Below are 16,157 nucleotides of genomic sequence, written 5' to 3' on the forward strand. Positions count from 1 at the left end.
CACCACCAGGCCGGTGACGCACACCGCCGACGTGGCGGTGAACAGGGCCGTGACCACACTGGTCGCGGTGGAGTCGGCGGCGGACACCGGCAGGGTCAGCAGGACGGTGCCGCCGAGGATGACCGTGGCGAAGGACATGACGGTCGTCCTGGCCGGGTGCGTGGTGAACAGCGTCTGCCACAGCCTCGCCACGCTTCCCGCCACTGCTCGCTCCCGGCTTTCCCCGCTGGTCCGGGGCTGGCCCGGTTCCTCGTCGTGCCGGTGGTCGCCCGCCGGCCGTGTCGACAGCACGTCCTCGGCCCGGGGTCCGGCGGGTCGTCACCCTACCTGCCGTGTCTGCCGCCACCGCCGAAGCCTCGGTCCGGCGGCGGGGGCGTGGCGGGCGGGCCGGACGGCCCGGGGGCCACCGGCGCCGGCCGCCCCCGGGAGGCCGACGTTCTGCCGCTCTTACCCCTGTTTGTCCGCCAAGTAAAGTAATCGCCAAGGCGTCACCCGTACGCGGGACGCCTCGCTCGTGTGTCGCGCCGTCGAGGAGAGTCGCTGTGCCCGTTCCGCGGATGAGCAGTACGCCGTTGCCCGGGATCGGGGTCCGCTACGACCTCACCACGCGCGAGGACCGCCGACTGTCGGTGGTCGCGCAGCGGGACGGTACGCGGGTGCTGAACGCCTACCACCGGGACGACCCCGACGCGTGCGCCCTGTCCGTCAGGCTGACCGCGGGGGAGACGGACGCGCTGATCGACGCCCTGATGCCCGCGCACCACAGCCCCAACCTGCTGTCCACCACCGACCTGGGGCTGGTCGCCGAACGCATCGAACTCACCGCGACCTCGCACTGGAACGGGCGGCTGCTCGGAGAGACCCGCATGCGGACCGAGACCGGCGTGTCGATCGTCGCCGTGCTGCGCAGAGCCGACGCCATCCCCGCGCCGGGGCCGGACTTCCGTCTGGCCGGCGGCGACACCCTCATCGTCATCGGCACCCGCGAAGGCGTCGACGCCGCCGCCGCGATCCTCGGAAGGGAGTGATGAGTGCACTCGTCCGCCGTCTTCCTCATTGAGTTCGGTGCGATCATCCTCGGCCTCGGCCTGCTGGGCCGGATCGCCGGACGGCTGAAGTTCTCCCCGATACCCCTCTACCTCCTCGCCGGGCTCGCCTTCGGCACGGGCGGCCTGCTGCCGCTCGGCGCCAGCGAGGAGTTCGTGGCGATCGGCGCGGAGATCGGCGTCATCCTGCTGCTGCTGATGCTGGGCCTGGAGTACACGGCCACCGACCTCGTCACCAACCTCAAGACGCAGTACCCCGCCGGCCTCGTCGACGCCTGCCTCAACGCCCTGCCGGGGGCCGCCATGGCCCTGCTCCTCGGGTGGGGGCCCGTCGCCGCCGTCGTCCTCGCGGGAGTCACCTGGATCTCGTCGTCCGGCGTCATCGCCAAGGTGCTCGGCGACCTCGGGCGGCTCGGCAACCGCGAGACGCCCATCGTGCTGAGCATCCTGGTCCTCGAAGACCTGTCCATGGCGGTCTACCTGCCGATCCTCACCGCGCTGCTCGCCGGCACCGGGCTCGCCGCCGGCAGCATCACCCTGGCGGTGGCGCTCGGCGTCGCCGGGCTGGTGCTCTTCGCCGCCCTCCGCTACGGCAGGGTCATCTCCCGCTTCGTCTCCAGCGACGACCCCGAGAAGCTCCTCCTGGTCGTCCTGGGCCTCACCCTCCTGGTGGCGGGCATCGCCCAGCAGCTCCAGGTGTCCGCGGCCGTCGGCGCGTTCCTCGTCGGCATCGCCCTGTCCGGCGAGGTCGCCGAGGGCGCCCACAACCTGCTCAGCCCGCTGCGGGACCTCTTCGCGGCCGTCTTCTTCGTCTTCTTCGGCCTCCACACCGACCCCGCCAGCATCCCGCCCGTCCTCCTGCCCGCCCTCGCCCTGGCCCTCGTCACCGCCACCACGAAGATCGCCACCGGCTACTGGGCCGCCAGGCGGGCCGGGATCTCCCGCAAGGGCCGCTGGCGCGCGGGCGGCACCCTCGTGGCGCGCGGCGAGTTCTCCATCGTCATCGCCGGACTCGCCGTCACCGCGGGCATCGAGCCCGCGCTCGGCCCCCTGGCCACCGCGTACGTGCTCATCCTCGTCGTCCTCGGCCCGCTCACCGCCCGCTACACGGAGCCGATCGCCACCCGGCTCACCGGCCGGTTCACCCGCGAGCGCGGCGGCGCCCCCCTGGAGATGGTGGTCGTGCCGCCGCAGGAGGAGATGCTCGACCCGGTGGAGGACGGCACCGCGGGACGCGCCTGACCCTCCGCCACCCGGCCCCGGCGGTGCGCTGCCGCCGGGGCCGGGGGCAGGGGCGGCGCACCGCCGCGCCCGCGCGGTCTCCTGCGGTGGCCCCCGCCGCCGGCCCGCCGCGCCGCCCGCCCGGCCCCCGTACGGGAGCGCGGCGCGGGCCGGCGGCTCACCGGAGGGTGAGCGGCGTCTCGGACTCCACGCGGGACAGCTTCTCCGGGTTGCGGACGTAGTAGACGCCCGTGACGCGGCCGTCGTCGACGCGCAGCGCCATGACGCCGTCGAGCTCGCCGTCCAGCCGGACCAGCAGCGCCGGGTTGCCGTTGACCACGGTGGGCTCCCCCGTCAGGGTGCCCGGGACCTTGCGCAGGCCGCCGACGAACAGCCGGACCGCCTTGTCGGCGCCGGTCACCGGTCGCAGCGCCGCGTTCTTCAGGCCGCCGCCGTCCCCGATGACGACGACGTCGGGGGCCAGCACGTCGAGCAGGCCGCGCGGGTCGCCGGTCTCCAGGGCGCGCCGGAAGGACTCCAGGGCCGCCCGCGTCTCGTCCGACGACACGGCCCTGCGGGGGCGGCGGGCCTCGACGTGCCGCCGGGCGCGGTGGGCGACCTGACGCACCGCCGCGGGGCTCTTCCCGACGGCCTCCGCGATCTCGTCGTACCCGACGTCGAAGACCTCCCGCAGCACGAACACGGCGCGTTCCGTGGGCGACAGCGTCTCCAGGACCAGCATCAGCGCCATCGACAGGCTCTCCGCGAGCTCGACGTCCTCCGCCACGTCGGGGGCGGTGAGGAGCGGTTCGGGCAGCCAGGGCCCCACGTACGCCTCCTTGCGCCGCTTCAGGGCGCGCAGCCGGTTGAGGGCCTGACGGGTCGTGATGCGCACCAGGTACGCGCGGTGGTCGCGCACCTGCTCCAGGTCGGCCCCCGCCCACCGCAGCCAGGTCTCCTGGAGCACGTCCTCGGCGTCGGCGGCCGACGCGAGCATCTCGTAGGCGACGGTGAAGAGGAGGTTGCGGTGGGCGACGAAGGACTCGGTCGCCGGGTCGGTGGCGTGCTCGGGCATCGGTCGGTCTCTCCGTCTCGTCGTCGGGCGGCCGGGGCCCGCCCGGGTCCGTGCGAGGGGGCTCGGGTCGGCCCGTGGGCTCGGTGGGGGGCGGAGCGGCCCGTGCGGGTCGGGGGCTGCCCCGGGTGCGGGGCCCGCCGCCGTTGCGGGCGGCGGGCCGTGCGGGTCTACGCCGTCCTTTCAGAGGCGGCCGCGGCCCGGCCGGGCCGGGCCCGCAGCGCCTCCCGGCGCCTGGGGCTGCCCGAGACGTTGTGCAGCGAGTAGCCGCCGGGCTTGCGGGCCTCGTCCGCCAGGTGCTTGACCGTCGTCCTGCACACGTACTCCTTGAGCCGGGCCGCGGGGCGGCCGCCGACGTGGAAGCCCACCGCCTCGTCGTGGCGACGGGCGAACTGGAAGAGCCCGGCGCCGCGGCCCAGGCTGAGGCACTGCCCGGCGAAGAACTGGTGGAGGGTCGCCGGCTGCCCGCCCTCAAGGCGGCTGATCACGGTGTCCGCGGCCCGCGCCCCCATCGGCATCGCCGGCTGGCAGCTCATCCGCAGCGGCAGCCCGGACGGTGCCGCCGAATCGCCCGCCGCGACGATACGCGCGTCGTCGACGCTGGTCAGCGTCTCGTCCGTGAGCAGCCGCCCCAGCGCGTCGGTGGTCAGACCGCTGCGCGCGGCCAGCTGCGGCACCCCGAACCCGGCGCTCCACACGGTCACACCGCTGGGCAGGGTGCGGCCGTCCGCGAGCCGCACGGAGTCCCGCGCCACCTCGGTCACCCGGGTGCCGGGCCCCTGGAGCACCGTCACGCCGAGCTGCGCCAGCCGCCCGGCCACCGCGCGGCGGCCCCGGCGGTGCAGGTACGGGCCGAGCACCCCGCCGCACACGAGGGTCACGGCACGGCCCGCCTCCGCCAGCTCGGCCGCCGTCTCGATGCCGGTGGGGCCGGCCCCGACGACCGTCACGGCGGCCGCGGCGGGCGCCGCGTCCACGGCCGGCCGCAGCCGCCGCGCGTCCTCCAGCGTCGCGATCGGGTGGGCGGACTCCGCCGCCCCGGGCACACCCGGATCGGCGGTGCCGCTGCCCACCGCGTAGACGAGGTAGTCGTAGCCGAGCGTGCCGCCGCCCGCCAGCGCCAGGCCGCGCCCGGCCGCGTCGATCCGCGTCACGGTGTCGACGACCAGCCGGACGCGCGGTGCCAGGACGTCCCGGTAGTCGACGACCGCGTCGTCGGTGCCGGCCACCAGCTGGTGCAGCCGCAGCCGCTCGACGAAGGACGGGCGGGTTGACCAGCGTCACGGTCACGTCGTCGCGCCGCGTGAGCCGGTTGGCCGCCATGACCCCGGCGTACCCGCCGCCGACCACGACCACCTCGGTGTTGCCGCTCATGGCGTCTCCTCTCGTTTCAGAGGTTCGTCCTTCAGACACCGCGCCCCCGCCCCCCGTGACACCGTGTGGGGCAGGTCACTCGGCACCGGGTCCGGGCGGGCCGCGGCGCACACTGGAGGGCGGCGCCCCGCGGGACGAGCGGGACGAGCGGGACCGGAACGGACGGGCGGAGGACCATGACACGCGGCACGCTACGCATCTACCTCGGTGCGGCTCCGGGCGTCGGCAAGACATACGCGATGCTGTCCGAGGCGCACCGCCGCGTGGAGCGCGGCACGGACTGCGTCGTCGCGTTCGTCGCGCACCACGACCGGCCCCGCACCGAGGCGCTGCTGCACGGGCTGGAGCAGGTGCCGCACCGGGAGATCACCGCCGACGACGGCACCGGTCCCGGCACGGCCACCGAGATGGACGTGGACGCGGTCCTCGCGCGGCGTCCCGCGGTCGCGCTCGTGGACGAGCTCGCGCACACGAACGTCCCCGGCTGCCGCAACGCCAAGCGGTGGCAGGACGTCGAGGAGCTGCTGGCCGCCGGCATCGACGTGATCTCGACGGTGAACATCCAGCACCTGGAGTCCCTCGGCGACCTCGTCACGTCGATCACCGGCGTCCGGCCGCAGGAGACCGTGCCGGACGAGCTGGTCCGCCGCGCCGACCAGATCGAGCTGGTCGACATGTCCCCGCAGGCGCTGCGCCGCCGCATGGCGCACGGCAACGTCTACCGGCCGGAGAGGATCGACGCCGCCCTGTCGAACTACTTCCGCCCCGGCAACCTCACCGCCCTGCGGGAGCTGGCGCTGCTGTGGGTGGCGGACCGGGTGGACGCCTACCTCCAGCAGTACCGCAAGGACCACCAGGTCTCGAAGATCTGGGGCTCCCGCGAACGGATCGTCGTCGGCCTGACCGGCGGCCCCGAGGGGCGCACCCTGATCCGCCGCGCCGCGCGGCTGGCGGAGAAGGGCGCGGGCGGGGAGGTGCTGGCCGTCTACGTCGCCCGCAGCGACGGCCTGTGCTCGGCCTCCCCGAAGGAGCTGGCCGTGCAGCGGACCCTGGTCGAGGACCTCGGCGGAACGTTCCACCACGTGATCGGCGACGACGTCCCGTCGTCGCTGCTGGAGTTCGCGCGGGGGGTCAACGCCACCCAGATCGTGCTGGGCGCCAGCCGCCGCAAGCCCTGGCAGTACGTCTTCGGGCCCGGCGTCAGCGCGACCGTGACCCGCAACTCGGACACCGACCTGGACGTCCACATCGTCACGCACGACGCGGTGGGCAAGGGCCGGGGGCTGCCCGCGGCCCGGGGGGCGCGGCTGGCGCGGCACCGCGTCGTCGCCGGGTGGCTGGTCGCCGGGATCGGGCCGTTCCTGCTGACCTGGCTGCTGACGCTGACGGGGGACGGACCGGGCATCGCCAACGAGATGCTGCTCTTCCTGGCCCTGACCGTGGGGGCGGCGCTGATCGGCGGGCTGTGGCCGGCGCTGGTCTCGGCGACGGCGGGGTCCCTGCTGCTGCACTGGTTCTTCACGCCGCCCTTCCACACCTGGGCCATCGCGAACCCGGAGAACATCGTCACGATCGTGGTGTTCTTCGCGGTCGCCGTGTCCGTCGCCTCGGTGGTGGGCCTCGCCGCGCGCCGCACGCAGCAGGCGGCGCGGCTGCGCGCCGAGTCGCAGACGCTGTCGCTGCTCGCGGGGAGCGTGCTGCGCGGCGAGACCACGCTCGACGCGCTGCTGGACCGGGTCCGCGAGACGTTCCAGATGGAGTCGGTGGCGCTGCTGGAGCGGGCGGGCGACGGCGAGCCGTGGACGTGCGCGGGCCGGGTCGGCTCCGACAGCGCGTACCCGCAGCGGCCGGAGGACGCGGACGTCGACATGCCCGTCGGGGACCATCTGGCGCTCGCCCTCATCGGGCGGGTGCTGCCGGCCGAGGACCGGCGGGTGCTGGGCGCGTTCGCCGCGCAGGCGGCCGTCGTCCTGGACCGGCAGCGGCTGGTCGGCGAGGCGGAGGTGGCCCGCAAGCTCGCCGAGGGCAACAAGATCCGTACGGCGCTGCTGGCGGCCGTCAGCCACGACCTGCGCACCCCGCTCGCCGCGATCAAGGCGGCGGTCACGTCGCTGCGCTCCGACGACGTGGAGTGGTCGGAGGAGGACCAGGCGGAGCTGCTCGCCGCGATCGAGGAGGGCGCCGACCGGCTCGACCACCTGGTGGGCAACCTGCTCGACATGTCCCGGCTCCAGACCGGCACGGTCACGCCGCTGCTGCGGGAGACCGACCTGGACGAGGTCGTGCCGATGGCCCTCGGCGGCGTCCCCGAGGGCAGCGTCGAGCTGGACATCCCCGAGAGCCTCCCGATGATCGAGGTCGACCGCGGCCTGCTGGAGCGGGCCGTCGCCAACGTGGTGGAGAACGCCGTCAAGTACAGCCCGCCCGGCGTCCCGGTCATCGTCGCGGCGAGCACGCTCGGCGACCGCGTGGAGCTGCGGGTCGTGGACCGCGGCCGGGGCATCCCGGACGAGGCCAAGGAGCAGGTGTTCGCCCCGTTCCAGCGGTACGGCGACGCCCCGCGCGGCGCGGGCGTCGGCCTGGGCCTCGCGGTCGCCCGCGGGTTCGCGGAGGCGATGGGCGGCACGCTCACGGCGGAGGACACCCCGGGCGGCGGCCTCACCATGGTCCTCGCCCTCCCCAAGGCCCCCGGCCACCCGGCCGCACCTGCGGAACTGCCGGCCGCGGCGACGACCTGACACCGCCCGGCGGCCCGGGAGCCCTCCGCGGACGCAGGGCGCCGCCGCCGGGGCGGCGGAGTGCACGGGCCGCACGGCCGGGAGGTGCCGCCGGCCTGGCGGGGACGGGCCACCCTGCCCGAGCGGGCAGGGTGCCGCCGGTGGGGCGGCGGCATGCACGGGCCCCACGGCCAGAAGGTACCGCCGTCCCGCGGACGGGCCACCCGGTCCGAGCGCGGGGCCGGGGCCGCGGGCGGGACGGTCGCCGCCGAGGGGTGCGCCAGGCGCAGGGCGGCACGGCGGAGCCGGGCTTCCGCCCGACGGTCCGGCGGCTGCGGCGACGCTGCGGCGAAGCCCCGCTGAACGGCGGCCGCCCATCACCGGAACTCTGCGCACGCGGAACACGCGGCACGCTCAATTGGCCTATCGGGCACGTGAATTCACGACACGGAACCCTCGCGCTGGGTTAGTTTTGGACGGTCGGACGCGTCCCGTGGCCGTCCCGCCCCGGGCCACTCGGGCGGGCCGCCGCCGACGCACCGAGGCGGCCACGCGCGCCGCCCCCGCGGGGTCGGTGTCCGCCCTGACACACCCCCGGCCTCGCGGGTCCGCCGCCGGCGCCACGGTCCGGACAGGTGGACGACTCGACACGAGCGGCCGCCCGCCGCAAGGAGACGCCCATGCATTCCCCCTCCCCCGCCCGGCCGCCCGCTCCCCGCGGGGAAGCCGACCTCGACGCCCTGGTCTCGGCCGCCGTACGCCTGGTGGCGGAGCTCCCCGCGCGGCGCCCCGTCGTCGGCGTCCTGCGCGGGCCGCAGCGCCTCGACCGCGCCGCGGCCGTGACCGAAGCGCTCGACGACAGGGGCGTCCGGGCCGTGCAGTGCGGTCCCGTACCGGAGACCGACAGCCGCCACCGGAGCCCCGAGGACGCGCCGCCTCCCCCCGTGCACCTCCTCCTGCACCCGGGCGGCTCCGCCGCCGAGCCCGCGCTGCGGACCGCCGCCCTGTGGGGGCTGCCGATCCTCACCGGGCGCGCGGGCGGCGGTGGCGCGTCCGCCGGGCCCGCAGGGCCGTCCGGCCACCGGCGCCCGGTGATCGGCATCCGGCTGCCGGGGGGCGGCGTCGACCTCGCCGTGCGGCACGCCGCCGTGGCCTGCCTGCGGCCGCACGCCGGCCCGGCCCACCTCCTCCTCGACAACGAGAAGGTGACCTCACCGGCCGACCGCGAACTGCGCATCCGCCTCACGCCGGACGGTCGCCTGCACGTGGACGGCGCCTTCGCCGCCCGCCGCGTGAGCCGCGTCCGCTACGCCCGCCCGTGGGGGCCGCACCGCCTGGACATCGACGGCACGCCGACGCACGAGGTGCGCACCCCGCTGAGGCTGGAAGCCCTCCCGGGGCGCCTGCACGTCTTCCACCCCTAGGTCCGCCACCCGGCGCACCACCGCGGCAGGACCCGCCGAACGCAGGGCCGGGACACAGCAGGGCCGGAGCACGGAAGGGTTCGAGGCGCGGTCGGCCGCGCGGTCGGTCAGCCCGCCGCGCTGAGCTTGCGGGCCAGGGTGGCGGCGAAGTCCTCGGCCGCCATCAGCTGCGCGCGCAGCTTCTCGCACCGCGCTTCCGCGATCTTCTGGTACGCGTCCAGGCGCTCCCGCAGGCGCCGTCGTTCGTCCTCGGCCGGAGGGTCGTCGGTCGCGGAGATCCGGTCGACGACGCCCAGCAGCTCCCGCATCTCCTCCAGCGAGAAGTCCAGTGGCTTCATCCGCCGGACGACCATGAGCCGTTCCACGTCGGACTCCGTGTAGAGCCGGAAGCCGCCCTTGCTGCGCGCGGAGGGTGTGACGAGACCCACGTCCTCGTAGTGACGGATCGTGCGGAGCGACAGACCGGTCCTCTCGGCCACCTCACCGATCTGCATCTGCCGCGCCTGGTCCGCCATCGCCTGCCTTCTCCGTCCCGCCGTGCACGCCGCGACGGGCGGCTCCACCCCAGACAGGTGCCTGGAATCACAGCCCCGACGTGCTGTTTACCTGTACTTCACAAGCCGCAAGTCGCACTCTGCCCTCACGTCAGGGTAGAGTCATCCGTGTCCGCCACCCGTGTGGTCCCGATCGGGCTGCACCCGGGCGGCGACCCAAGGCTTCCGGGCAATGATGCCCGACCGGCGGTCTCCGACCGCCACCCCACCGGCATGACCCCCGTCGCGACCGGGCCCGCCGGGGACTCCCCTCGGCAGAGGAGTCGCGTACGAAGCGCGCCTGCGTCCAGCGGTACGACGGACGTGTGCGCCCGGATCAAGAAACGGTTGCATGTCCTCACCGCTCGCTGCTGCGCCCAAGCCGTCCAAGCTGTCCAAGCCCGACTGGCTCGCCTCCCCCCGGGTCTTCCGCACCGAGGTCCTCGCCGGCCTCGTCGTGGCCCTGGCGCTGATCCCCGAGGCGATCTCTTTCTCGATCATCGCGGGCGTCGACCCGGCCGTCGGCCTCTTCGCCTCCTTCACGATGGCCGTGGTCATCTCGGTCGTCGGCGGCCGCAAGGCGATGATCTCCGCCGCCACCGGTGCGATAGCGCTGGTCATCGCCCCGCTGAACCGCGAGTACGGCCTCGGCTACCTGATCGCGGCCGTCATCCTCGGCGGCCTGATGCAGATCGCGCTCGGCGCGCTCGGCGTCGCCAAGCTCATGCGCTTCATCCCGCGCTCGGTGATGGTCGGCTTCGTCAACTCCCTCGCGATCCTGATCTTCATGGCGCAGGTGCCGGAGATGGAGAACGTTCCGTGGGTGGTCTACCCGCTGATCGCGGGCGGCCTGCTGATGATGGTCTTCTTCCCCAAGCTCACCACCGTCGTCCCGGCCCCGCTCGTCTCCATCGTCGTCCTCACCGTGATCACCATCGGTGCCGGTCTGGCGGTGCCCACCGTCGGCGACAAGGGCGAGCTGCCGTCGTCGCTCCCCGTGCCGGGTCTGCCGGACGTGCCGTTCACGCTGGACACCCTGACCACCATCGCCCCGTACGCCTTCGCCTTCGCGCTGGTCGGCCTGATGGAGTCGCTGATGACGGCGAAGCTGGTCGACGACATCACCGACACCCCTTCCAACAAGACCCGCGAGTCCGTCGGCCAGGGCGTCGCCAACATCGTCACCGGATTCTTCGGCGGCATGGGCGGCTGCGCGATGATCGGCCAGACGATGATCAACGTGAAGGTGTCCGGGGCGCGGACGCGCCTGTCGACGTTCCTCGCGGGCGCGTTCCTCATGGTGCTGTGCGTGGTCTTCGGGCCGGTCGTCTCCGACATCCCCATGGCCGCGCTCGTCGCCGTCATGATCATGGTGTCGGTGGCCACCTTCGACTGGCACTCCGTCCAGCCGAAGACCCTCAAGCGGATGCCGCTGGGCGAGACCACCGTCATGGTCGTCACCGTCGCCGTCGTCGTCGCCACCCACAACCTGGCCATCGGCGTCATCGTCGGCTCGGTCACCGCCATGATCGTGTTCGCCAGGCGGGTGGCCCACATGGCCGAGGTCACCGGCGTCGTCGACCCCGACGGCACCCAGGTCGTCTACGCGGTCACCGGCGAGCTGTTCTTCGCCTCCTCCAACGACCTCGTCCAGCAGTTCGACTACAAGGACGACCCGGACGACGTGGTCATCGACCTGTCCGCCGCCCACATCTGGGACGCCTCCTCCGTCGCCGCCCTCGACGCGATCGAGACCAAGTACGCCCAGCGCGGCAAGAAGGTCACCATCGTCGGCCTCAACGAACCCAGCGCCGACATGCACGGCAAGCTCGCGGGACAGCTCACCAGCCACTGACCCGCACCGCACACGGAACGACCGCCCCCGGCCCGCCGGGGGCGGTCGTTCCCGCGTACGCCCCGGCGCCTACTCCCCGATCACGACCCGCCGGACGGCTCGGCCCTCGTGGCAGGCACACGCGCACCGGACGGAGACGACCGGCGGGCCGACGAGCGGCCGCCCGCCCGTCGCCACGGACGCATCCAGCGGAGAGGTGCAGGAGCCGCACTCACCGACCACGCATGCGCCGGACTTCCCGGTACGGTCCATCTCCGCCCACGCCTCTGCGATGGTGAGGCGCCGCACAGCGGCTGGGCGCCGCGCCCTCACCCGGCACCGCCGCTGCCCGGACCGGGGTGCGGGCCGCCGGGACGGGCGCGGTGCCGGCGGGGGCAGTGCCCCGGTACGGGAGGTGCGGCTCGCCGCAGGCGGTCAGGCGCCCGCCGCCGGGGCGAGTTCCTCGATGAGACCCTCCACCAGCTTCCGGATCTCGTCGCGGATGGGGCGCACGGCCTCGACGCCCTGCCCCGCCGGGTCGTCGAGCTTCCAGTCCAGGTACCGCTTGCCCGGGAAGACCGGGCACGTGTCGCCGCAGCCCATGGTGATGCAGACGTCGGACGCCTTCACGGCCTCCACGGTGAGGACCTTCGGGACCTCGGCGGACATGTCGATGCCGACCTCCCGCATGGCCTCGACGGCGGCGGGGTTCACGGCGTCGGCCGGGGCCGACCCGGCGGAACGCACCTCGACGCGGTCACCGGCCAGGTGGGTGAGCCAGGCGGCGGCCATCTGGGAGCGTCCGGCGTTGTGGACGCAGACGAACAGCACGGAGGGCTTGTCGGGCATGTCGGGTTCTCTCTCGCGGAGGCGGGCGGCGGCAGGCGGGTCGCAATGCACGATGGCATCAGCTGCCGATGATGTGACAGTATCAGCGCATGATGACGTCAGTCGACACTGAGCTGATGCGTGTGCTGGCCGATCCGCTGAGGCTCCGGATCGTGACCCTGCTCGCGCAGGAGACCCTGTGCACCACCCACCTCGTCGAGGAGACGGGGGCGCGGCAGACGAACCTCTCCAATCACCTGCGGGTCCTGCGGGAGGCGGGGGTCGTGGAGACCGAACCGTGCGGGCGCTTCACGTACTACCGGCTCCGCCCCGACGTCATCGCCGCACTCGCCGGCCGGTTCGCGGAGCTCGCGGAGACCGCGCGCGCCAACGCCGCGGCGGACCGCAAGCGCTCCTGCCCCTGAGCCCGGGGCGCCCTCCCCCACCACCCCCTCCCGGGCCACCCGCACCCCCTCGCCCGCCCTACCGCGGACGCCGTACCGCGGACGCCGCGCCGTGGACGGCCCCTCCGCCCACGGCGCCCGCGGCCCGTGCCCTGCCGTCACCCGCCCCACCCGAGCCCCCTCACCCCCTTCGCCGCACACCCTGCCCGCACCCCCGAGGAGCACCCGTGACCGCCCACGCCGAGCCCCTGGCGGAGCCCACCGCACCCGTACCCGCCGTACCGGCACCCGCACCCGGCGGCACTCCGCCGCGCGCGCCGCTGGCCGCCCGGGCCGCCGCCGAACTGGTCGGCACCGCCGCGCTGGTGGCGGTCGTGGTGGGGTCCGGCATCCAGGCCACGCAGCTCACCGACGACGTCGCCCTCCAGCTCCTCGCCAACTCGACCGCCACCGTCTTCGGCCTCGGTGTGCTGATCGCCCTGCTCGGCCCGGTGTCCGGGGCGCACTTCAACCCGGCCGTCACCCTGGCCGAGTGGTGGACGGCCCGCCGCGGCGGCGCCGGGGTGACCGCCCGGGAGGCCGGGGTGTACGTCCCGGCGCAGGTCGCGGGCGGGATCGCGGGCGCGGTGCTGGCGGACGCGATGTTCGGCAGGCCGCTGGTGGAGTGGTCGACGCACGACCGCTCGGCGGGCCACCTGCTGCTGGGCGAGGTGGTCGCCACCGCCGGCCTGGTGCTGCTGATCTTCGGCCTGGCCCGTACGGACCGGCTCCGCTTCGCGCCGGTCGCCGTGGCCTCGTACATCGGCGCGGCCTACTGGTTCACGTCCTCGACGTCCTTCGCCAACCCCGCGGTGACGGTCGGCCGCGCCTTCACGGACACCTTCGCGGGCATCGCTCCCGCCTCCGTCCCTGCGTTCGTCGCCGCGCAGCTGGCGGGCGCGGTGGTCGGGCTGGCCCTCGTCGCGGTGATCTTCGCGCGCGGGGGGTCGGAGGCCGGTCGGCCCGCGTGACGGCCCGGGGGCGGCCGGCACCTGCGGTGCCCGGCGGGCCTATGCCGTACGCCCGGTCCCGTTCGACGCTCCGTGCGGCCTGGCCCCCGCCACGCCCCGCACGCTCGGGGGCGCCCGCGGCGCCCGGACTGCCGGGCGCGGGCTCAGGTCACGGCGGGGCTGCGGCGCTCCAGGAGGACCACGTCGCGCCACACGCCCCGGTGGCGGCCGAGGCGCTCGCGGGTGCCGACGACCCGGAAGCCGGCGCGCCGGTGGACGGCGAGGCTGGCGGTGTTCTCGGGGAAGACGCCGGCCTGCACGGTCCAGACGCCCGCCGCGTCCGCGGCCTCCAGGAGCGCCCCCAGCAGGGCCGAGGCGAGGCCGCGGCCCCGGGCGTCGGGCCGGACGTACACGGAGTGCTCCAGCACCCCGGCGTAGGCGGGGCGGTCGGAGACCCGGCCTGCCGCGATCCAGCCGAGGACGGTGCCGCGCTCGTCGAGTGCGGCGAACCGGTACGCGGGCGGCTTCGCGCGGTCGAACGCCTCCCAGGCCGGAGCGGCCGCCTCGAACGTGGCGTCGCCCTCGTCGATGCCCGTCTGGTAGATCGCCAGGACCTGCGCGGCGTGCTCGGCGGTCAGCGGGACGATGCGCGCGGTCACGACCCCGCCGCGGCCGAGGTCAGCAGGCGGCCCATCGCGGCGAGCACCGACGGCTCGACCCGGTAGTACACCCAGGTCCCGCGACGTTCGGAGGAGAGCAGTCCGGCCTCCCTGAGCTTCTTCAGGTGGTGGGAGACGGTCGGCTGGGAGACCCCCACGTCGGAGATGTCGCAGACGCACGCCTCGCCGCCCTCGTGCGAGGCGACCAGGGAGAACAGCCGCAGGCGCACGGGGTCGCCGAGCGCCTTGAACATCCTGGCCGTGCGCTCGGCCTCCTCCGCGGTCAGGGGCCGCTCGTTGAGGGGCGGGCAGCAGGGCGCGGCGCCCTGGCCGACCGCGGACTCCGACAGCGGCAGCGGCTTCGAACGGGACATGGTCACCGTCACATATTGACACACATCGAACCAGTGGGGCAGGGGCGGACGGGACACCCGCTAAATCGATATCTGTCTATGTTGACGCCCGTCGAAGCCGGTGCCATGCTGGCGACACGCCACATCGACAGATGTCGATACAACCTGGAGGTTCCCATGACCCCGCCTGCCTCCGAGCTGCCCGTCGCCGTGATCGGGGCCGGACCCGTCGGCCTGGCCGCCGCCGCCCACCTGCTCGACCGCGGCATCGAGCCCCTCGTCCTGGAGGCGGGGGCATCGGCGGGCGCGGCGGTGCGCGAATGGTCGCACGTGCGGCTGTTCTCCACCTGGGGCGAACTGACCGACCCCGTGGCCGAGAAGCTGCTGGCCCCCACCGGCTGGACTCGCCCCGACCCGGCGGCCTGCCCGACCGGCGGCGACTGGGCCGTGCAGTACCTCCAGCCCCTCGCCGACGCCCTCGGCGGCCGGGTCCGCACCGGCGCCCGCGTCACCGGCGTCTCCCGCACCGGACGGGACAGGACCGTCGACGCGGACCGCGGCGGCCGGCCCTTCGCCGTGCACGTCGCCCACGCCGACGGCCGGGAGGAGCGGCTGCTCGCCCGCGCCGTCGTCGACGCCTCCGGCACCTGGGGCAGGCCCGGCCCCGCGGGCGGCGAGGGCCTCCCGGCACTCGGGGAGCGGGCGGCCGCCGACCGGATCGCCTACCGCGTCCCGGACCTGAAGGACCCCGGCGTACGGGCCCGGCACACGGGCCTGCGGACCGCCGTCCTCGGCGCGGGCGCCTCCGCCTTCACCGCCCTGGCGGGGCTGGCCGAGCTGGCCGGGGCCGAGGACGGCGCGGGCACGAAGGCCGTGTGGGTCCTGCGCCGCGGCCTCTCCGGCTCCACCTTCGGCGGCGGCGCGGCCGACCAGCTCCCCGCGCGGGGCGCCCTCGGCCTCGCGGCCAGGGCGGCGGTGGAGGAGGGGCACGCGGACGCGGTGACCGGCTTCCGCACCACCGCGGTCGAGCGCGCGGAGGACGGCCGGCTGGTCCTCGTGGCCGAGGACGGCCGCCGCCTCGACCCGGTGGACCGGGTCGTCGTGCTGACCGGATTCCGCCCCGACCTGTCCTTCCTCGACGAGCTGCGCCTCGGCCTCGACGAGCGCCTCCAGGCCCCGACCGCGCTGGCCCCGCTGATCGACCCCAACCAGCACTCCTGCGGCACGGTCTACCCCCACGGCCACCGCGAGCTCTCCCACCCGGAGGACGGTGTCTACCTCGTGGGCATGAAGTCCTACGGGCGCGCGCCCACGTTCCTCGCCCTGACCGGCTACGAGCAGGTGCGCTCGGTCGCGGCCGCCCTCGCCGGTGACACGGAGTCCGCCGACCGCGTCGAGCTGACCCTTCCCGAGACCGGCGTGTGCGGCGGTGCGGGCCTCTTCGACGAGCCCGAACCGACCCCCGAGACCGGTGGCTGCTGCACCGCCGCGCCGACCGCGGGCACGGAGGCCGACGGGCTCCCCGCCTGCCCCCGGGGCTGCTGACGGCGGCGTTCGGGCGGGCCGGCCGGGACGGCGCGGAACGGCCGCCGGGCCACCCGACCGGCACGGTGCGCGGACGGCCGGTGACCGGCACCCCGCCGGCAGCCGGCGCCACGCCCGGCAGCCGGGGCCACCGCGGCGCACGGACCACCGCGCCGCCA

The 16,157-nt window shown here is 75.1% G+C and carries 13 protein-coding genes and 2 pseudogenes; 8 read left to right on the forward strand and 7 right to left on the reverse strand.

Annotated elements, in window-relative coordinates; all coding sequences use genetic code 11:
- Positions 1-204, reverse strand: a pseudogene (locus BJP40_RS35340) (TrkH family potassium uptake protein); the annotation flags it as partial.
- Positions 205-557: 353 nt separating this feature from the next.
- On the opposite strand from BJP40_RS35340, the gene BJP40_RS07655 reads away from it, so the two are divergent.
- Positions 558-1,028 carry a cation:proton antiporter regulatory subunit gene (locus BJP40_RS07655; RefSeq protein WP_071279659.1) on the forward strand — a complete coding sequence of 157 codons (471 nt, stop codon included), beginning with the start codon at positions 558-560 and terminating at the stop codon, positions 1,026-1,028.
- 3 nt (positions 1,029-1,031) lie between these two features.
- Positions 1,032-2,288 (forward strand): cation:proton antiporter, encoded by a 1,257-nt coding sequence (locus BJP40_RS07660; RefSeq protein ID WP_071279661.1) that lies wholly within the window; start codon positions 1,032-1,034, stop codon positions 2,286-2,288.
- 157 nt (positions 2,289-2,445) lie between these two features.
- Here BJP40_RS07660 and BJP40_RS07665 read toward each other — a convergent pair whose 3' ends face one another.
- Complete coding sequence (locus BJP40_RS07665; protein WP_071279663.1) at positions 2,446-3,342, reverse strand: RNA polymerase sigma-70 factor; 897 nt, start codon at positions 3,340-3,342, stop codon at positions 2,446-2,448.
- Between the two features lie 167 nt (positions 3,343-3,509).
- Positions 3,510-4,713: pseudogene (locus BJP40_RS07670) on the reverse strand (NAD(P)/FAD-dependent oxidoreductase).
- A gap of 176 nt (positions 4,714-4,889) precedes the next feature.
- Between BJP40_RS07670 and BJP40_RS07675 the strand changes: the two are divergent.
- Both BJP40_RS07675 and BJP40_RS07680 read left to right on the forward strand, forming a co-directional pair.
- A complete protein-coding gene (locus BJP40_RS07675) occupies positions 4,890-7,451 on the forward strand; it encodes a sensor histidine kinase KdpD (RefSeq protein ID WP_071279665.1) in 2,562 nt (853 codons plus the stop codon).
- 659 nt (positions 7,452-8,110) lie between these two features.
- On the forward strand, positions 8,111-8,854 hold the full coding sequence (locus tag BJP40_RS07680) for a hypothetical protein (RefSeq protein ID WP_071279667.1): 744 nt from the start codon (positions 8,111-8,113) through the stop codon (positions 8,852-8,854).
- A 107-nt stretch (positions 8,855-8,961) separates the two neighbouring features.
- Here BJP40_RS07680 and BJP40_RS07685 read toward each other — a convergent pair whose 3' ends face one another.
- Positions 8,962-9,369 carry a MerR family transcriptional regulator gene (locus BJP40_RS07685; protein WP_071266033.1) on the reverse strand — a complete coding sequence of 136 codons (408 nt, stop codon included), beginning with the start codon at positions 9,367-9,369 and terminating at the stop codon, positions 8,962-8,964.
- Positions 9,370-9,739: 370 nt separating this feature from the next.
- Between BJP40_RS07685 and BJP40_RS07690 the strand changes: the two genes are divergently transcribed.
- Positions 9,740-11,242 (forward strand): SulP family inorganic anion transporter, encoded by a 1,503-nt coding sequence (locus tag BJP40_RS07690; protein ID WP_071279669.1) that lies wholly within the window; start codon positions 9,740-9,742, stop codon positions 11,240-11,242.
- 414 nt (positions 11,243-11,656) lie between these two features.
- Here BJP40_RS07690 and BJP40_RS07700 read toward each other — a convergent pair whose 3' ends face one another.
- The gene (locus BJP40_RS07700) at positions 11,657-12,070 is read right to left on the reverse strand and encodes an arsenate reductase ArsC (RefSeq protein WP_071266025.1); all 414 of its coding nucleotides are present in this window, start codon (positions 12,068-12,070) and stop codon (positions 11,657-11,659) included.
- An 89-nt stretch (positions 12,071-12,159) separates the two neighbouring features.
- On the opposite strand from BJP40_RS07700, the gene BJP40_RS07705 reads away from it, so the two are divergent.
- Together BJP40_RS07705 and BJP40_RS07710 are read left to right on the forward strand one after the other, a co-directional pair.
- Positions 12,160-12,474, forward strand: a complete 315-nt coding sequence (locus tag BJP40_RS07705) for a helix-turn-helix transcriptional regulator (RefSeq protein WP_071279673.1) — start codon at positions 12,160-12,162, stop codon at positions 12,472-12,474.
- A gap of 206 nt (positions 12,475-12,680) precedes the next feature.
- Positions 12,681-13,463 (forward strand): MIP/aquaporin family protein, encoded by a 783-nt coding sequence (locus tag BJP40_RS07710; RefSeq protein ID WP_071279675.1) that lies wholly within the window; start codon positions 12,681-12,683, stop codon positions 13,461-13,463.
- A 143-nt stretch (positions 13,464-13,606) separates the two neighbouring features.
- Here the strand turns inward: BJP40_RS07710 and BJP40_RS07715 are convergent, their stop codons facing one another.
- The gene (locus BJP40_RS07715; RefSeq protein WP_071279677.1) at positions 13,607-14,101 is read right to left on the reverse strand and encodes a GNAT family N-acetyltransferase; all 495 of its coding nucleotides are present in this window, start codon (positions 14,099-14,101) and stop codon (positions 13,607-13,609) included.
- The gene (locus BJP40_RS07720; protein WP_071271203.1) at positions 14,098-14,475 is read right to left on the reverse strand and encodes a helix-turn-helix transcriptional regulator; all 378 of its coding nucleotides are present in this window, start codon (positions 14,473-14,475) and stop codon (positions 14,098-14,100) included. Before BJP40_RS07720 ends, BJP40_RS07715 begins: the two co-directional genes overlap by 4 nt.
- Before the next feature lie 156 nt (positions 14,476-14,631).
- Between BJP40_RS07720 and BJP40_RS07725 the strand changes: the two genes are divergently transcribed.
- Positions 14,632-15,999, forward strand: coding sequence for an NAD(P)-binding domain-containing protein (locus BJP40_RS07725; protein WP_071279678.1), 1,368 nt, complete (start codon positions 14,632-14,634; stop codon positions 15,997-15,999).
- Positions 16,000-16,157 lie beyond the last annotated feature (158 nt).

It is taken from the genome of Streptomyces sp. CC53, assembly GCF_001865245.1.
Taxonomy (GTDB): Bacteria; Actinomycetota; Actinomycetes; order Streptomycetales; family Streptomycetaceae; genus Streptomyces.